The sequence below is a fragment of the Oscillatoria sp. CS-180 genome (assembly GCF_028330965.1).
In the GTDB taxonomy this organism is placed as follows: Bacteria; Cyanobacteriota; Cyanobacteriia; order Phormidesmidales; family Phormidesmidaceae; genus Halomicronema.
Genome location: NZ_JAQMUB010000081.1, coordinates 1 through 16,643, shown reverse-complemented (window position 1 = coordinate 16,643; position 16,643 = coordinate 1). Strand labels below are relative to the sequence as shown.

Here is a 16,643-nt window from a genome sequence, read left to right as displayed (position 1 = left end):
CTGATCAACTCTCCAGTAATTGTTGCACCCAATTGGGAGGAGACGGAATTTTTTCTCCCAACCGTTCCAGTAATAGCCAAGATGCTAGGTGAACCGTAAATAAGTACACTAATGAACTGATCACCACGATGACCAAAGCAACGATTTGGATCAAAGACGTATTGGACTGACTCAGACTGCCCCATCCAACCAAGCCCAGGTTTACTAAGCGTGCCAACATCCAGTTAATGATCTGAGTTGCCTGGTTGATCAGATAAACCCACATATCTTCTCCCAACATTAGGGAGAGAAGCCATAGGCGCACGAAAAAACCGAGTGTACTTAGGAGAGTTCCCAACCCAATCGAGGCATACCACGAAGCTCCCCTACGCCATAGCCAACCCAGCTGAACGCCCAAGAGTCCATAGGGCATGACATATAACAGACTGCGAGGGGGACCCATGAGGACCGCAAGCAGCAACCCTGAAACCAAGGCTCCCATCCAAGCGGCCCGACTTCCCCAGCGAAGATAGACTAGGGCGATCGGCAATGGAAAAACGATGCGCAGTAAGGGCCCCGGTGGAAAATAAGCATTAACCAGCCACATCAAACTCGCTGCGCTGGCTAAAAAAGCCGTTTCCACCATCGCAGCAGGACCTACTTGAGGCCGACGAGCCGTTGATGCTGTAGCACCTGAGGAGTCTGCTGGGCGGTACTCTAAGTAGGTTTCCACCTCAGCCAGTTCGTCAGGATCAGCTATCGGCATGTCTGTGCCCCAAGCGTCAGTAGGGTTATCGCTCAATCCCTTTGAATGAGGCTGTTCCATGCCCAACTAAACCAAAAGTTTTTCAAGCTCTGCGACGTCTGGAATATACATAACATCGCGATCGCGCTCGACCAGTCCCTTCTTTTCTAGCTTATTCAGGACCCTAGTCACCGTTTCACGCGCCAGACCACTTAGGCTACTGAGTTCTCTATGAGGTAGATTAGGAATCTCTAACCCTGTCCTGGCAGGCTTTCCTTGTCCATCCGCCAAGAACAACAAAATGTCAGTAACTCGTGACGTACTGTCGGATTCTCGTAAGCGAAGTCGTCGATTAACCTGACGGAGCCGCCGCGCCATCAGCTTTGACAAGCGGATACCAGCGAGTGGTTCAACTTGAATGAAGCTGACAAAATCTTGCGCAGGCAAGTTGCCAATCATTGTCGGCACTAGCGTAATGACATCCGTGGAGCGAGGAACCTCATCCAGCGGTGCCATCTCTCCAAACAACTCTCCCTTGCCCAAAATGTTCAACGTAATTTCTTTACCATCCAAGTTGTAGGTTCGGATTTTCACCCAACCATCCAAGATGAAGTAAACAGAGCTTCCCCAATCGTTTTCAAGCAAAATGACCTGATTGGCAGGATGCCGTCGAATGACAGCCTGAGCGGTTGCCTTCTGAACAATGTCTTCAGGAAGGCCCTGAAAAAATGGAGTTTCTTGGATAGGCGGCACTCCATCCATTGGATTGTCACGAGATCCATAACGACTATCCATGAACACTCAAGATCCAGAGCTTAACAAAATTTTTCAAAACGTTCGTCGCAACGGCCAGGCTGAGAATAAATCTGCCATTCAGCAGCGCTCTTTTCCAACATCAACCTGCCGATTCAAATTCCGGAAATCCTACATAGAACCATTACGCAAAGATATAGTTGTTTACGATCAAGATTACCCACTCTGCCTTTAACTTTTTAGCATATCACTTACGCGGAACGAGTCCACCACTTAGGTTAACGTGTGAACTTCGCTGTTGGAAAGAGTAAGGCTCATCCATCAACTCGGCTAAGATGATGGCCCACCTAGATCAGTGTCAAGCGCAGTATACCCCATTCATGGCGGGCGTTTTGACGCCTCTCTTGATATCAAGGTCGACCAATGCTTTAAGCCGATTGAGTGGATATCAAATGACTTCATCGCATTTATTCTCCATGACAAATAGAAACTGTCATCAGTGATAACCACATAATGACTAATGACGAATCAGCCGCTATTTTCCTGGTCGAGTTTGTGAAGAGGTTATGGATGATTATGGGTTTCCAAACTCTTTTGGCTTAACTTGATGGACGTGTCTCAACAAAAGTAACCTTTTTTAGTCTGCTGCCTTACACTTTGAGCAAGCTAGATGCGGTTCAAACCACACTGAATGAAGTAGAAAGTATTCTTAAAGGCACATAGCTCGTCTTGCAGACTATCAACACCAAGCTATTTTGATCAGTTATAGGGCACGCTACTCTTTACGGGTTTTGATGCTGTTAGTCGGTTTCTAGGGGATTGCCGTGACTTCGCAACAAGGACAACTTCAAGCACTCATCACCGAAATTGAAGCATTGCTCGGCAGGGCTACTCCGAAGCTTCCTTGGAGTGCAGCCAATGCGGATAGTGAACAGCGTCAGCTGATGGAACTGGCGTTGGCTTATTTGAAAGAATTTCGAGAAGCAAAGACAGTGTTGCTGGATCAGGCTGCTGTCGCTAGCGATCGCACCGCCAGTTCCACTCTACAGGAAACGCCTGATCCCTACGAGAGTGCTGAAGCGACGAGTCACCAAGTCCTACAGGCTTTGCTGCAGGAAATGCAATATCTGCGGGTGCAGATGGTGCAGCCTTTGACCAATGAGGTCATGACCCTGCAGCAGCAGCGCGAAGCATTGCAAAACGAAGTGCGTGAGCTTGAGCTGAACCGTTCAAATAGAGTAGATAACCCAGATACGGATCGGTTGAATCCAGCCTGGATTAGCGAAGTTGTCGATCAGCTACGAGCTTCTCTGCTGGAGCAGCTGATACCTCAAATTAGAGCGTTGCAGGCTCAATCTAACAATCCGCCGTTACTCTATGGCACGGCTCAAGATCCGCGAGAAGCGGCTGCTGATTTGCCTCAACTCACCCCTGAGCAGCGACTGGAACAGCTGCAACAGGTTCAAGCGCAAACAGACTACATGTTGCTCAAGCTGGATGCCAACTTGCGTGCTGTGTTTGAATCGTTGGATCAGAGTATCCAGAGCTACAGCGATACTCTTAATCAAGGGTTAGACGCTATGCACGGCTTGGGGCAGCAAGGTGAATTCATTTTCCGCACTTTTGTGAATCACCTAGCGCAGCAAATGCAGCAGGAAACCGGTAGCTATCTCACCAGCAGTGAAGCAGAGGATGTTGCTCGTTTAGAAGGACGAGAGGAGAGACCTTTTGAAGATTCAGAGGCGTCCCTGTCAATCGATGACGATCAAATGGATGCAGTCGTTAGTCTGGATGAAGTTAATTTGGAAGGCATTTCCCTCGATCCAGAAATCGACGTTGATGAAGAAGTGACTTTGTTTCAGCTGGATGGAGAGTTTGTTGGGCTGCAACTAGACGACAGTGAAGACTTCGACGCGATCGCAGATGTACCAGCGCCAGATGACGACGATGAAGATAAAACCATCATTCAGACAGAGCCAATTGCTTGGAGCGCTTTAACTGGGCAATCGGAAGAGGATTCGACTCCAACAGAGCCAGCGTCAGCTCAGGAGGAAGATGCGGGTTATACAGAAGAGATTGATTCCCTTTATGTCAGTTTGTTTGGCGACACCGAAGTCGTTTCAGATGAGGTGTCCTCTTCAGATAGTGAAGACGCTTTTCTTGTCGATGAAGATTCCACTATCGAGGGCGATCTTGAGGCAGGGCTAGTGCAGTCTTTGCTGGCTGCCAATAGGTCGCCTGACGAGATGGAGCTAGCGCCAACAACTGAGTCTGAAACAGCTGATGAAGAGGTGACTGAGGTCCCTCTAGAGACCTCTCTTGAAACCTTGATAGAGCCAACTGCGCCGCTGTCAGAGGCGGAAACGACTGACGCTTCTGCGGTGTTGCCGGAAGACCCAGATGCTTCATCGTCCCTTGAAACCCTACTCGGGACTGAAATTGCGGATGAGTTGACGACGCCTGCCGAAGAAATCTCATCCCCAAGAGATACCATTGCTTCTTTAGCTGAGCTATTGCCAGATTCAGAGACAGGTGGTTTCCAAGGGGTGACTGATCCATTCGCGACGTTTGATGAATCAGAGGACACGTTCATTCCAGCTCCCCCTAATGAGGATCTATTAGAAGGCGAGGGAGAGGCTGTTGAAACAAACCTAGAGCTAACGCTGGATGACGATACCCTGGAAAAACTGACGTCTGATCTTTCAATGTTGGAAGATCAATCTTCGCCAGGATTAGGCGTGTCCTCGTCTCTGCCATTCGATACTATCGATCAGGGTGATGTCACTTCTTCAATTGTCGAAACACCTGAGTCCTCTGATCAGCCAGTGGACGAATCGTTTTCGCTGGCGCTTGATAATCTGTCGCTTGATCTAGAGCTACCTGATTTTTCTGAAGCCTCAGCTGAGAGTGAGGCCCCTTCTGAGGAAAGCCTCACGGTAGAAGACGAGGGAGAGGGGTCGCTGAATGAGGGTGCGATCGCGGATGATCTAGCTATCAACATTGGAGAAGACTCGAATTCAGTTTCTAATCCAACACCCTCTGAAGATGCCGTATTAGAGGACACTGTCCCCTCGTTTGAGGACGTTATTCATAGCGAACGTCTCGCTGAGCAGCCAGACAATATCTTTTCTCTAGGAGACCTTGACCTCGATTTATCGTTAGACGTCGAGACGGACACAGACCCTTCCCCGGCGTTAGCAGATGATTTTAGCCTTGATAGCTCTGAAGCTCCATTGCTTCAAGACGTTGAATCTGACACGCCGGAAAGCGATACTGCCTCTGATATATCAGATACAACTGGCGTAGACGATCGCTCATCATCCATAGCCGACTCCCGTTTGCCTTTGACGGGCAGTATTGCTGAAGGGTTTTCGGTTGCCTCCCCTGAAGGTAGGCTGGATCAACAGCTGGTTAATTGGAGCACAGATATTCCTGATTATGCCAGCGTTGATGATGATGCTGACTTCTTGGCCGACAGACCAGCGGAGGACACTGTCGTTGAAGCTGAATTGTTGGCATTACAGGAGACGACAGCAGCAGAAGAGGTGCGATCGCCTCAATCTGAGTTAAATCCTGCTTTCCAATTGACCGGTTCCTTGGACGACGGTTTTCAGCTGGTTTCCTCTGAGCAAAGTTCCGAAGCTGACCTCGCGGATACGCTAGATGTTCCTCCTGCGGTCTCAGCAGAAGACGATAGTTCCAGCGAATGGCAAGACGACTTTGCCAGCGACTCGCCCTATCGGCTGTATGGCCAAGGTCTTTCTTCAGACGAGGATCAGCTGATTTCAGTCACTGCGCTTTCTTTCCCGGTTGCCGAGCTATCCCTGGCAGAGATTCCTGAGTACGATCCTGATGAGCCAGTAGCTTCATCGGAGCCTGAACCATCTGCTGCTGACAATGAAGCGTTCGAGGAAATCTCGACTGCCCCAATCGATGCCGATGCTGGGCTGACGCTGACTGGATCACCCTCTGAGGGATATGCGGTTGCCTTGTTGGAACAGCCGGAGGTGGAGTCCTTCACCTCATCTCTTGATAATCTCCCCAATTACGACGAACTTGATCCGAATGCAGCACCAGCACCCGAGCGTGACGCCTCTTCCGTCTCTTTGGACGATTCGTCTGAAGCGGATGTTGCTGCAGCCAGTGGCGATATTAGTGAATCGACGCTGCAATCTTTTCAGGAGAGCGAACTGGAATTTTCAGCAGCGGAGGCGGAGGACAGTTCTCAGGAGGACGCTTTTCAGACAGATTTAGCCAATGCAGAACCTCTTGAAACCTCACTTGAAACCTCATCAGAGTCCTTTGACAGTGACTTAAGCGCTGACGACCTGTCTATCCAAGCCGATGCTGATGACCTGTTTGATTTGGCTGGGGAAGAAAGTGACTGGATAACTCTGGAATCGGGCCAGTCCGATGAGGCGGCTGTGGACATTGCGGAAGCGCAGGAAACACCGCTTGAGAATGCACCAGCGGAAGCAGCCGGTCCTCTGTCAGATGACGAATTTGCAGACTTCTTTCCTCCTCAGGTACCTGTAAGTAACGATCGCGAACAGGATACTCCCGCTAGTGAAGATGGCCTGGATTTTCTCTTTGATGATGTTGCTCCTGCTGATTCAACTGTTAATCCAGAAGCCTCAGAATCAGACGCATCGAATCTGGAAGGTCCAGAACTGGAAGTCCCAGATGTGGAACTAGAAGTCCCGGATTTGGCAAGTTCGGCGATCGCTCCGGCAGAAGAGGTGACTGACTCAACACTGGAGTTGACATCAGCAGACGTCGACTCCGAAACTGACTTCACTGAGCTGTTTCCCCCGGTTGATAGTGTTTCTTCCCTAGACGAAGTTCTAACTGAAGCACCAGGAGAGGATGCGGCGATCTCTGCATCCTCGTCAATGTCGCTTGATGCCGCGCTTAACTTAGACAGCATCGGCTTTGGCACGACAGACGATGTCGACATGGATTTGGAGGAGATAGCGGCAACGCCTTCTGAAACAGAGGACTCTGCCCAGCAACTATTTGAGGAGTCGTCTGATCGTTCCGATGAGGTGACATCACCCAACCCAACACCCGTTTCAGAAGATTGGGATCCTCTAACCCTCGATTTTGAGATTACCGATGAAATTGACAATAAGTTAGAACTATCGTCTGGACCCGACTCTGGGTCTTCTGAAGCAGCAGAAACAAGGGACCCAGAAGCCATAACCTCTGATCCTTCTTTGTTTGCAGCAGGTCTTGACTTGTCTTTTGAAGAGATGAGTGAGGCTGAGCTTGAAAATGATGATGCTTTTCGATCCGCTTTTGATGACGATTTTTCCGCCAGCGTTACTGATTCTGAGTCTGCCAGCAAGGCTGATACGGATACAGCAGCTGAGTTTTCAGTCATTTTTGATGAGGCAGACTCAACAGATGACGTCAGCGAATCAGTTTCCTTCGAAGATGCTTTGTCGTTTGAAGCCTCCCCGACGATCGCAGACGATCCTTCAATAGACAGCACGCTGACAGAAGACCTTCCGGCAACTGATGAAGAATTATCGGCAACCGATGATGTGTCGCCTGTAGTGGAAGAGGACACCATAACTGATGAAGACTTGTCGGCAACCGATGATGTGTCGCCTGCAATGGAAGAGGACACCATTGCCGATTTAAATGATCTCTTTAACCAGCAAGAAAGCACAGAAGTTGCGTCTACTGAACTGCCGTCAGTGGAGGATTTTGAAGAATCGTCGTCAGATGATGACGTTGAAGAACCGTTGATTACCGATGAGGACCTTTTCGTCACCGACGCGATCGCAGCAGTTGATCTGGATGTTCCGGTTGATCGGGAAGACGAGATTGGAACTGCCCCTGTTGAATTGCCATCTGTTGAGGAAGAGGATAGCAGCGAAGAGACCTTGGCTGATGAGGCCGTGTTTGCCTCGTCTAGTGTCTTAGCCACCATTCCAACGGAAGAGCCTGGAGATGAAGACCCAGAGTCTACAAGTGAATCCGATAGTCCTGAAGAAGAATGGTTCTTGGGCCTGGATTTTGGTAGCAACGGATTATCGGCAGTCCTGATGGAACATGTGAGCGGTTCGGCTCATCCACTCTGTTGGTTCCCTCTGTCCAATGACGACTCGACCCAACCAACCTATCGGATGCCTGCGGTTGCCTCCATGCGAACTAATCCTGAAGCCGCCACTGAGCTGCACTTGAACGCTGTGGGATTGGCAGCTCTATCTGAAACTTCCGAAAATGCCGATGTCCTGATCAACACTCTCAAACCTTTACTCAAGATCGGAATTCCGCACCAAACCACTTCGGGTCGTTGGGAACCGACTATCCAATGGACGACTGATCAGGCGGTCTCACTACAGCAGGTACTGATGAGTACGCAAGCTCTGCTGGAGTTGATTACACAGGCCCATGCAGTCTCTTTGCGCCTTGAGGCAGTGGGGTTGGAAACCAGTTTGCTATACGACGTTTTGGACAATCTTCAAGGCGTTGTTGTTGGCATTCCGAGCAATTGGCCGGATACCTACTGCATCAATCTGCGTGAGGCCGTTTTGTCAGCAGGTTTGGTGGCATCTCCAGGACAGATTTTCTTTTTGGAAGAGGCGATCGCTGCCGTTTTGTCAGGATTGCCTGATCCCCACGAACCATTGCCAGAGCAAAATCGTCAGGCTCAAACCCTGTATCAATGCAACTGGCAAGGTGGCACGGTGGTCATCAGTAGCGGTTCTATCTGTACAGAGGTCGGTACTGTTGATTTGCCTCGTCCCCTTGATGCCCTCAGCCATGAGGATTTCAAGTTGCGAAATCTTGCCTATGGTGGAGATGCGCTCGATCTGGATATCATTTGTCAGCTCTTAGTTCCGGCTGAGCGGAGGCAATCGGTTACCGCGAGCGATCGCCGGGCATCCAGAGATGGCTGGGGCTGGCAGGCTACTTCTCCAGATGTGGCCAATGCTCGCTGGGAAGAACTTCAGATCGAGGCCCTGGATTTGCCGCAGCTAGCAGAACCTGATTTAGGGGAACGCATTCGTTTGCGCCGTCACTTAGAGTCTTCAAAATTGGGCCAAAGTCTATTGGAAGCTGCCCGATATTTGAAGCTGATCCTGCAGCATCAAAACCAGTATCAGTTACAGCTGGCCGATCAGTCCTGGAAAGTCCTGCGCCGAGATTTGGAAAGTCGAGTTCTGGTGCCTTATATCCAGAGGCTTAATCAACAAGTCAATTCGCTGCTCAGCCAAACGGGTCTCTCGGCTCAGGGGATTAACCAAGTGATTTGTACAGGGGGAAATGCATCGTTTAGTACCATTGCCAAATGGCTACGACAGAAATTCCCGAATGCCACCATCATTCAAGATACGTATCCCAGCAATCGACCGCAGACCTGTAGTCGTGTTGCTTATGGTCTGGCAAATCTGTGTCGTTATCCCCAAGTACTCGATATCTCAAGACATCAATACAGCGACTATTTTTTGCTGCACGAGATTGTCCGAGTCGTGCCTGGAACACCGATGCCCTTTGAAGGCATTCTGCACCTATTGACTGAGCAAGGAATCAATACGGATGCCTGTCGCTCTCGTATTGAGGCTATTTTGGAAGGCCATTTGCCTCCTGGTTTTGTCCCGGATGCGTCCACTCAAGACTACTTTGCTGAGGCGAGTCTTATGAGTGAGTTATCTCAAGCGCTAACCTCTAGACCCTTATTAACTCAGCAGACTCGCCAGATTTACATGCTGAATGAACAACAGCGCGATCGCATCCAAAATTATCTGGCTGCTTTGATGTTGAATAAGCATCAAACGCTGACAGAACCCATGATTGCTGAACTCGTGACGCTGTGAGATGCATTGTTCTGAATAATGGCGTAGTCAAAATCACAAATTGCAATCTCCGAGTGCCTCATTTGATCCGCGCAACCTTTGCTAGTAGGATGCAATGATGCATGTCTCTGTAAACCCATTTAGCTGAACGACCGTGCGTAAGATTGTTATTGCTGGAAACTGGAAAATGCACAAAACCCAAGGAGAAGCGCTGACGTTTCTTCAGGGCTTTTTGGGGCAGCTCTCGGAGACACCGCAAGATCGAGAAGTTGTACTCTGTGTCCCCTTCACCGCTCTGAGTGCGCTTTCTAAGAATTTGCACGGTAGTCGGGTTATGTTGGGTGCTCAAAATATTCACTGGGAAGACAGTGGCGCTTATACCGGTGAAGTCTCCGGCAGTATGTTGGAAGAATTCGGCATTCGCTACGTCGTTGTTGGCCATAGTGAACGTCGTCAGCTTTTTGGTGAAACGGACCAGACCGTCAACAAGCGCCTAATGGCTGCTCAACGACATGCCCTAACGCCTATTCTGTGCGTGGGTGAAACTAAGGAACAGCGAGATCGTGGTGAAGCGGAAGACATCATCAGCAAGCAGTTGATGCAGGCTTTGGTCAATATTGATCAAAGCAACCTGGTGATTGCCTACGAACCTATCTGGGCGATCGGCACAGGGGATACCTGTGAGACAACCGAAGCCAACCGAATCATCGGAGTCATCCGTCAGCAATTAGACAATCAGAGCGTTTCCATTCAGTATGGCGGCTCGGTTAAACCCGGCAACATTGACGAAATCATGGCCCAATCTGATATTGATGGTGTGTTGGTCGGTGGAGCAAGCCTGGAACCCGATAGCTTCAGCCGAATCGCCAACTTTGTGCAGTGACCCTAACCTAAGTCGATCCGGCTTAAACCGCTCCGCATCAAAATCGAGAAGCTCTTAACTCGATAGAAAATCTATTCTTCTTCGTTCTCGCTGCTTCCGCCTGTGGCCCTATTACCCTCTCGGATCTCAAAGGAAATGGAAATTGGTTTTTGGGCTGCTGAGGTGACTAATAACGGTGGCTCTTCGCTAATAATCTGAGGTGGCTTGTCAGGCTTCTGAGATGAACGTGACGGAGGGGGGGACAGCGTCGCTTTCGGCTTTGCGGTGGGTGATAAGGTGCTGTAGTTAGACGCGATCGCCAAACCAACGCCGCCTAGCATGACCCAAGGCAATCCCAACTCATGAATTGCAAACCAGGATTGATGACTTAGCCAACCATACCCCTGCGAGACAATGAAGAGTAAAAAACAGCACAAGAACCAGAAATGCATTCGGGCAAAATGTGAAGCGACCTCTGTAGGGTAACCAATTTCTTTAGCCTGTCAAGATGAATAGATGACCAATTCATCCGTCCAGGGTTACAGTATTAAAGAGAACCGTTACAAACAGATAACAACTTGAGCACTGTGGAACAGCAAGAGGTCATTACACTCCTATCGCGCCGAGAAATAGAGAAAATGCGTCAGGCTGGACGCCTCGCCGCTCAACTACTGGACTATCTCGAACCAAGGGTACAACCCGGCATTAGTACTTTGGAGCTGAACGATGCCGCAGAGGAATGGACACAACAGCACGGTGCTAAAAGCGCACCCTTAGGTTATCCAGGTGCAGTCGATCCGTTCCCCAAATCGATTTGTACCAGTGTTAATGAAGTTGTCTGTCACGGCATTCCCAGTGCTGACCAGATTTTGAGGGATGGTGACATCATGAACATTGATGTCACGCCAATTCTGGGTGGATTTCACGGCGATACATCGCGGACCTTTTTCGTCGGGGATCCTTCTCCCTTAGCTAGGAAACTGGTCAAAGTCACTGAAGAATGTATGTGGCTGGGTATTCGTGCTGTTAAGCCCGGTGCTCGAATTGGCGATATTGGTGCTGCTATCCAAGCTTACGCAGAAGCCGAAGGGTTCTCAGTCGTCCGCGATTTCGTTGGACATGGTGTTCACCGCATCTTTCATACCGCCCCCCAGATTCCTCATTATGGAACTGCTGGCAAGGGTAAGAAATTACGAAAAGGCATGGTCTTCACAATCGAACCCATGATTAATGTGGGTTCTCATGAGGTTGAAGTTCTGGCGGATGGTTGGACTGCCTTGACAGCCGATCGCAAATTATCAGCTCAGTTTGAACACACCATTGCAGTCACAGAGGACGGAGCAGATGTTCTAACTCTGGCAGAAAGTAAGGTGCCTGCCTAAGAGAATATCTGGAGTTTCCGGGTATCTTTGACTACGGGTGAAAGATATCAATAACTTCGGCTACTGAGACACACGATCCTAAATTTCTCGCTTATCATTAGGAGAGGACTTGACATCTAAGTTTGTTTGTGCATTCGAAGGTGAGTCAAGTTTACAGCCGTCGTCAGTTTCGTTAGAACAAGGCGACGAGCCATCTGGCGCTGCTCTCAGCACTTGGATGCTATTGGGTACACAAGCCTAGATGGCTAAAGCTTTACTCAGGGACTTCTACTAGCTCTTGTGTCATCAGTAATTACCGTCAGGGACTAGGTTAGTGCTGCCTTTCGATTTTGTTATTATCGGCAAGCCTGTGCCTCACCGAGCTAAAGACAAGAAAGCCCTAAGAGCTTGGCGAGACCATGTGAGAACAACTGCCCAGTATTGCTGGGGAGATCATCCACCATTGACAGATAAACTTCACGTAAAGATAACCCATTTTTACGATGCGCTTTTGGGAAATATGGGAGAAAATTTGGACAGTGAAAGAATCATCAAACCCGTTTTGGACGAGTTGAACGGGGTGATTTACCAAGACGACTATCAGATTGCTGAACTCGACAATCGTCGTCGTAATCTCAACGGTTCTTTCCAAGTCAAAGGGATGTCTGTAGCTTTAGCAGAAGGTTTCTGCAAGGGCGAAGAGTTTTTGCATGTTAAAGTAGACATTCTGAAAAATCCTGAAAGTGTCATCTGAGGCAAATAGAGTCGTCATGAAGAGTCGACCCTTTGAAACTCCCCTTGAACGTCGTCGCTTGTCACGTCTTGCCCGTGAGTATAAACGTGCTGGCTATGATGTGATGCTTTATCCTGAGGACGAGGCTTTGCCAGACGTCCTGCAGGGCTGTTCGATCGCGTTAATTGCTCACGGTGAAAACGAGACAGTCGTTGCTGATGTGCGTTCTCGTCCCAATCTAACGTTGAATGGTTCTGCGGACTTAAGGCGTCTTGTTGAAAAAGTGGAATCTATTCCAGGATGGCAATTTAATCTAGTGGTTACTAATCCTCGACATCATCAAGCAAGCTGATTTCATCAGACTGGTTCAAACACTTCAATTAAAAATTCACTCCTTTTCCTAATAGACGCGAAGGATAGCTTTTTGAAATATGCTTTCTAGAGATATCGCTGTCTAGAAATGAAGAGGCTGTTGAGGCAATCATGACTGTGTCTTTGAGAGCATTTCGCGATCGCTGTCCTGATGCGACTCTTCAGAGTGAGATACTCATGGTCAAAGACGACCAGTTTGTGGTGAAGGTCACGATCACAACGACCTCGTCAGGGCAAGCGGCGGGGCTTGCGGCTGATTTGGTGATTGAAGCGGCTGAAGATCGGGCTCGACAGCGAGCATTGGCAGGTCTGGGATTATATGACGTCAGCGATTTGTCTCCGAAAGCGTCGCAGTCATCATCTGAGGTGGACGCAACCGATACTTTGCCCCCAGAAATTGCCTTGCCTGTTTCTACTAAGGCAACGGCTGTACCCTCGTCTGCGCTGGATTCAGATAGTGGTCCTCCGAAGTTGTTAGAAACGACTGTTTTGACCCCAGTTCGTTCCGCTACTCAAAAAATTGAGAAAGCAGAGCCACAGGTCTCTTCCACACCTCAAGCTGTGGCTAAAACGTCGGACGCACCCGTGCAGTTAAGTGAGCCAGTCAAGACAGATGAGCCAATCAAGACAGATGAGCTAGTCAAGACAGATGAGCCAGTGAAAACTGTCGTCGCAACTATCGATGCAACTATTGATTCCGAATCTGCACAACAGGACCCTGGTTCAGCTGCTCCCCTGCCTGCACCGATCAATTTATCTGATGTCATTGCTCAAACTGATATTGAACTGCGTCGCCTGGGATGGTCTGTCGAAACGGGACGCGAGTATCTAGAACGAAATTACAACAAGCGATCGCGTCACGAGCTTTCAGAAGAAGAGTTGATTCAGTTCCTCTGCTATTTAGAATCCCTTTCAGAAAGTCAGGTTTCGAATTAGCTCGAACTGGCGGCTAGGATTATTCCTGCGAGTATTAAGACCGGCATGCATTGCTCTGACATCTTGCCTCCAACCTAGTGCTCAGTCAAATAGATAATGACGGGTAGAGGAGGTAGGATTAAAGCAGTCTTCTTAATGGCATGGGTATGGTGAAAAAATACGTTGTGAGTTTAACGGCAGACGAGCGCCAGTCGCTCGAAGCGATTGTCAGCACAGGTAAACGAGCCGCCGCCACCATCAATCTGCGCGCATTCTCCTGAAAGCGGATACGGAGCACGCTCAGGGCAGTTGGTGAGGCCAGGACATCAAAGCGGCGCTGGATATGCATCAGAACGATTGAGCGGGTGCGCCAACGGTTTGTCGAAGAGGGATTAGAGGCCGCCCTCAAGCCTCGTTCTGGTCGGGGTCGCAAACGGAAGCTCGATGGTGAAGCCGAAGCTCACTTGGTGGCACTGCGCTGTAGTGAACCGCCTGAGGGTCGAGGCCGATGGACCTTACGTCTGCTGACAGAGCGGATGGTGGAACTAGAGTATCTCGATGGGTTGAGTCACGAAAGCGTACGCCAAGTGCTAAAAAAACAAACTGCAGCCTTGGCGATAATCCTGCTGGGTGATTCCACCCGCTGAGAATGCTGAGTTTGTCTGGCGCATGGAAGCGGTCTTAGATGTTTACCAAACGGCTTACAATCCCGATATCTCCGTCTATTAAATGACAGCTATTTTTAGGTGTTGCGACAACTAGAACAAATGCTCAAAGCTATATAGGAGGCTTCGATCGGTTCTACGTATAGCTGTCGCGATCGCAGTTTTTAGCTCTCGTCTAATACCCGTCATTTGCATTGATGAAGCCACCAAGCAGTTAGTGCACGAAACTCAGCCCCCCATAGCAGCCCAGCCCGAACACCCCGAACGGATTGATTACGAATATGAGCGCAACGGCACCGCCAACCTGTTTATGGTGTGTGAACCGATGGTGGGATGGCGGCGAGTTGAAGTGACTGAGCAGCGCACCGCGCTCGATTATGTCCACTTACTCAAAGCCATCGTGGATAAAGACTATCCTCAAGCCGATAAACTCATCGTCATTCAGGATAATCTCAACACCCATTCGCCCGCTTCACTTTACAAAGCATTTGCACCGAGTGAAGCGCATCGTATTTTGAGTCGCTTGGAATTTTGTCATACTCCCAAACACGTTAGTTGGTTGAATATGGCCGAAATTGAACTGAGTATTCTGGGGCGTCAGTGTCTCAACCATCGCATTCCCGATATCGACACCCTTAAGCATGAGGTCGCGGCTTGGCAGGATGAGCGCAATCATGAGGAGACCTGGATCGATTGGCGATTTACTACCGCCGATGCCAGAGTGAAACTACAGCGCCTTTACCCGTCAATAAATAATTGACTCACCACTAGTACACTGCGGCAGAAATAGGCTCACCATTCAAAACACTGAGAAAGCTTATCTGCCTTAGTTTTGAATTTTGAATTCCGGGTAGCGTTACTAGTGCTCAGTCAAATAGAGAATGACGGGTAAAGGAGGTAGAATTGAGGGCATCTCCTTCATGGCATGGGTATGGTGAAAAAGTACGTTGTGAGCTTAAGTGCAGAAGAGCGCCAGTCTCTCGAAGAGATTGTCCACACGGGCAAACGAGCCGCCGCCACGATCAATCATGCTCGCATTCTTCTGAAAGCGGATACTGAACAAGCTCAGGGGAGTTGGCGTGACCAGGATATCAAAGCAGCGCTAGATATCAGCATCAGAACAATTGAGCGGGTGCGACAACGGTTTGTCGAGGAAGGGTTAGAAGCTGTCCTGAAGCCTCGTGCGGGTCGAGGTCGCAAACGGAAACTCGATGGTGAAGCCGAAGCTCACTTGATAGCCTTGCGCTGTGGTGCCCCTCCTGAGGGTCGAGGTCGATGGACCTTACGTCTGTTGGCAGAGCGGATGGTGGAACTGGACTCTCTCGATGAGTTGAGTCACGAAAGCGTGCGGCAAGTACTCAAAAAAACAAACTACAGCCTTGGCGGCAATCCTGCTGGGTGATTCCGCCCAGCAGGATTGCCGAATTTGTCTGGCGGATGGAGACAGTTTTAGACGTTTATCAAACGGCATACAATCCAGATATCCCCGTCATTTGCATTGATGAAGCGACCAAGCAGTTAGTGAAAGAAACCCATCGGCCTATGGCTGCCCAACCCCGGCACCCGGAACGGATTGACTACGAATATGAGCGCAACGGCACCGCCAACCTGTTTATGGTGTGTGAGCCGATGATGGGGTGGCGACGAGTCGCGGTGACACAGCAGCACACAGCGCTCGATTATGCCCACTTACTCAAAACCCTCGTGAATTGTGATTATCCCCATGCCGACAAACTCATCATCATTCAGGACAATCTCAACACCCATTCGCCCGCTTCACTCTACAAAGCGTTTGTGCCGAGTGAAGCGCACCGAATTCTGAGTCGTTTGGAATTTTGCCATACCCCCAAACACGGCAGTTGGTTGAACATGGCCGAAATTGAACTCAGTATTTTGGGGCGTCAATGTCTGGACCGACGCATCGCTGATATAGACACCCTGAGGGGTGAGGTGGCTGCTTGGCAAGACAATCGTAATCACGAGGAGACCTGGATAGATTGGCGATTTACAGCCGCTGATGCCAGGGTGAAATTACAACGCCTTTACCCGTCAATAAATAATTGACTGGCCACTAGGACATCTTAACATTTTGAGGTTGAACTCGATGGGTTGCAAAAGTAGTAACCATGAGGCAAGAGATGCCTTCTGTACAATTATGTGAGCCGCAATGGCAAAAAGTCCTCTCAAACCTGCGAGCAATGCCGGAGGTTTATGTGGGAAAAGAGAGCGAGTGTCGCCGTTTTGTTGAAGCGGTCTTGTGGATCAACAAAACAGGGGCGCAGTGGCGCGAATTGCCGGCGCACTGTGGGAAGTGGAACAGCGTCTTCAAGCGGTTCAACCGTTGGAGCCAGAAAGGAGTCTGGCGGCAGCTAAGCTGGGCCGTTGCGGACCTCTTTGATTTTGAAAACCCTCTCAATTGAGAGTACTGTCATCCGCGCTCATCCGAGCGC

11 protein-coding genes and 1 pseudogene are annotated in these 16,643 nt (G+C 49.5%); 9 read left to right on the top strand and 3 right to left on the bottom strand.

What is annotated here, in order from left to right; genetic code table 11:
• Nucleotides 1-4: 4 nt before the first annotated feature.
• Nucleotides 5-805 (bottom strand): DUF2232 domain-containing protein, encoded by an 801-nt coding sequence (locus PN498_RS19140; RefSeq protein ID WP_272064843.1) that lies wholly within the window; start codon nucleotides 803-805, stop codon nucleotides 5-7.
• Nucleotides 806-811: 6 nt separating this feature from the next.
• Nucleotides 812-1,519, bottom strand: a complete 708-nt coding sequence (locus PN498_RS19135; RefSeq protein ID WP_272064841.1) for a Crp/Fnr family transcriptional regulator — start codon at nucleotides 1,517-1,519, stop codon at nucleotides 812-814.
• A 782-nt stretch (nucleotides 1,520-2,301) separates the two neighbouring features.
• Between PN498_RS19135 and PN498_RS19130 the strand changes: the two genes are divergently transcribed.
• The gene (locus PN498_RS19130; RefSeq protein WP_272064831.1) at nucleotides 2,302-9,306 is read left to right on the top strand and encodes a hypothetical protein; all 7,005 of its coding nucleotides are present in this window, start codon (nucleotides 2,302-2,304) and stop codon (nucleotides 9,304-9,306) included.
• Between the two features lie 133 nt (nucleotides 9,307-9,439).
• Nucleotides 9,440-10,168, top strand: coding sequence for a triose-phosphate isomerase (gene tpiA, locus PN498_RS19125; RefSeq protein WP_272064830.1), 729 nt, complete (start codon nucleotides 9,440-9,442; stop codon nucleotides 10,166-10,168).
• A gap of 71 nt (nucleotides 10,169-10,239) precedes the next feature.
• Here the strand turns inward: tpiA and PN498_RS19120 are convergent, their stop codons facing one another.
• Nucleotides 10,240-10,599, bottom strand: a complete 360-nt coding sequence (locus PN498_RS19120; protein ID WP_272064828.1) for a hypothetical protein — start codon at nucleotides 10,597-10,599, stop codon at nucleotides 10,240-10,242.
• 135 nt (nucleotides 10,600-10,734) lie between these two features.
• Here PN498_RS19120 and map point away from each other — a divergent pair, with 135 nt between their 5' ends.
• The 7 genes and pseudogenes from map (at nucleotide 10,735) to PN498_RS19080 (ending at nucleotide 16,613) form a co-directional block, all read left to right on the top strand.
• On the top strand, nucleotides 10,735-11,529 hold the full coding sequence (gene map, locus PN498_RS19115; RefSeq protein WP_272064826.1) for a type I methionyl aminopeptidase: 795 nt from the start codon (nucleotides 10,735-10,737) through the stop codon (nucleotides 11,527-11,529).
• Nucleotides 11,530-11,842: 313 nt separating this feature from the next.
• Nucleotides 11,843-12,262, top strand: coding sequence for a RusA family crossover junction endodeoxyribonuclease (locus PN498_RS19110; RefSeq protein WP_272064825.1), 420 nt, complete (start codon nucleotides 11,843-11,845; stop codon nucleotides 12,260-12,262).
• Between the two features lie 16 nt (nucleotides 12,263-12,278).
• A complete protein-coding gene (locus PN498_RS19105) occupies nucleotides 12,279-12,593 on the top strand; it encodes a hypothetical protein (protein WP_272064823.1) in 315 nt (104 codons plus the stop codon).
• 131 nt (nucleotides 12,594-12,724) lie between these two features.
• Complete coding sequence (locus PN498_RS19100) at nucleotides 12,725-13,549, top strand: hypothetical protein (RefSeq protein WP_272064821.1); 825 nt, start codon at nucleotides 12,725-12,727, stop codon at nucleotides 13,547-13,549.
• Between the two features lie 146 nt (nucleotides 13,550-13,695).
• Nucleotides 13,696-14,953: pseudogene (locus PN498_RS28645) on the top strand (IS630 family transposase).
• Between the two features lie 171 nt (nucleotides 14,954-15,124).
• Nucleotides 15,125-16,257, top strand: a protein-coding gene (locus PN498_RS19085; protein WP_272064819.1) for an IS630 family transposase whose coding sequence is annotated in 2 segments (ribosomal slippage) — nucleotides 15,125-15,554 and nucleotides 15,554-16,257 — 1,134 coding nt in all. Because the reading frame shifts where the segments join, the coding sequence is not laid out codon by codon here.
• Nucleotides 16,258-16,331: 74 nt separating this feature from the next.
• On the top strand, nucleotides 16,332-16,613 hold the full coding sequence (locus PN498_RS19080) for a transposase (protein ID WP_272064818.1): 282 nt from the start codon (nucleotides 16,332-16,334) through the stop codon (nucleotides 16,611-16,613).
• The last annotated feature ends 30 nt before the right edge of the window (nucleotides 16,614-16,643 follow it).

Excerpts from the sequence above, each read along its gene's own strand:
- PN498_RS19140 (WP_272064843.1), bottom strand. The coding sequence starts at position 805 with ATGGAACAGCCTCATTCAAAGGGATTGAGCGATAACCCTACTGACGCT.
- PN498_RS19135 (WP_272064841.1), bottom strand. The coding sequence starts at position 1,519 with ATGGATAGTCGTTATGGATCTCGTGACAATCCAATGGATGGAGTGCCG.
- PN498_RS19120 (WP_272064828.1), bottom strand. The coding sequence starts at position 10,599 with ATGCATTTCTGGTTCTTGTGCTGTTTTTTACTCTTCATTGTCTCGCAG.
- PN498_RS19105 (WP_272064823.1), top strand. The coding sequence starts at position 12,279 with ATGAAGAGTCGACCCTTTGAAACTCCCCTTGAACGTCGTCGCTTGTCA.
- PN498_RS19100 (WP_272064821.1), top strand. The coding sequence starts at position 12,725 with ATGACTGTGTCTTTGAGAGCATTTCGCGATCGCTGTCCTGATGCGACT.
- PN498_RS19080 (WP_272064818.1), top strand. The coding sequence starts at position 16,332 with ATGCCTTCTGTACAATTATGTGAGCCGCAATGGCAAAAAGTCCTCTCA.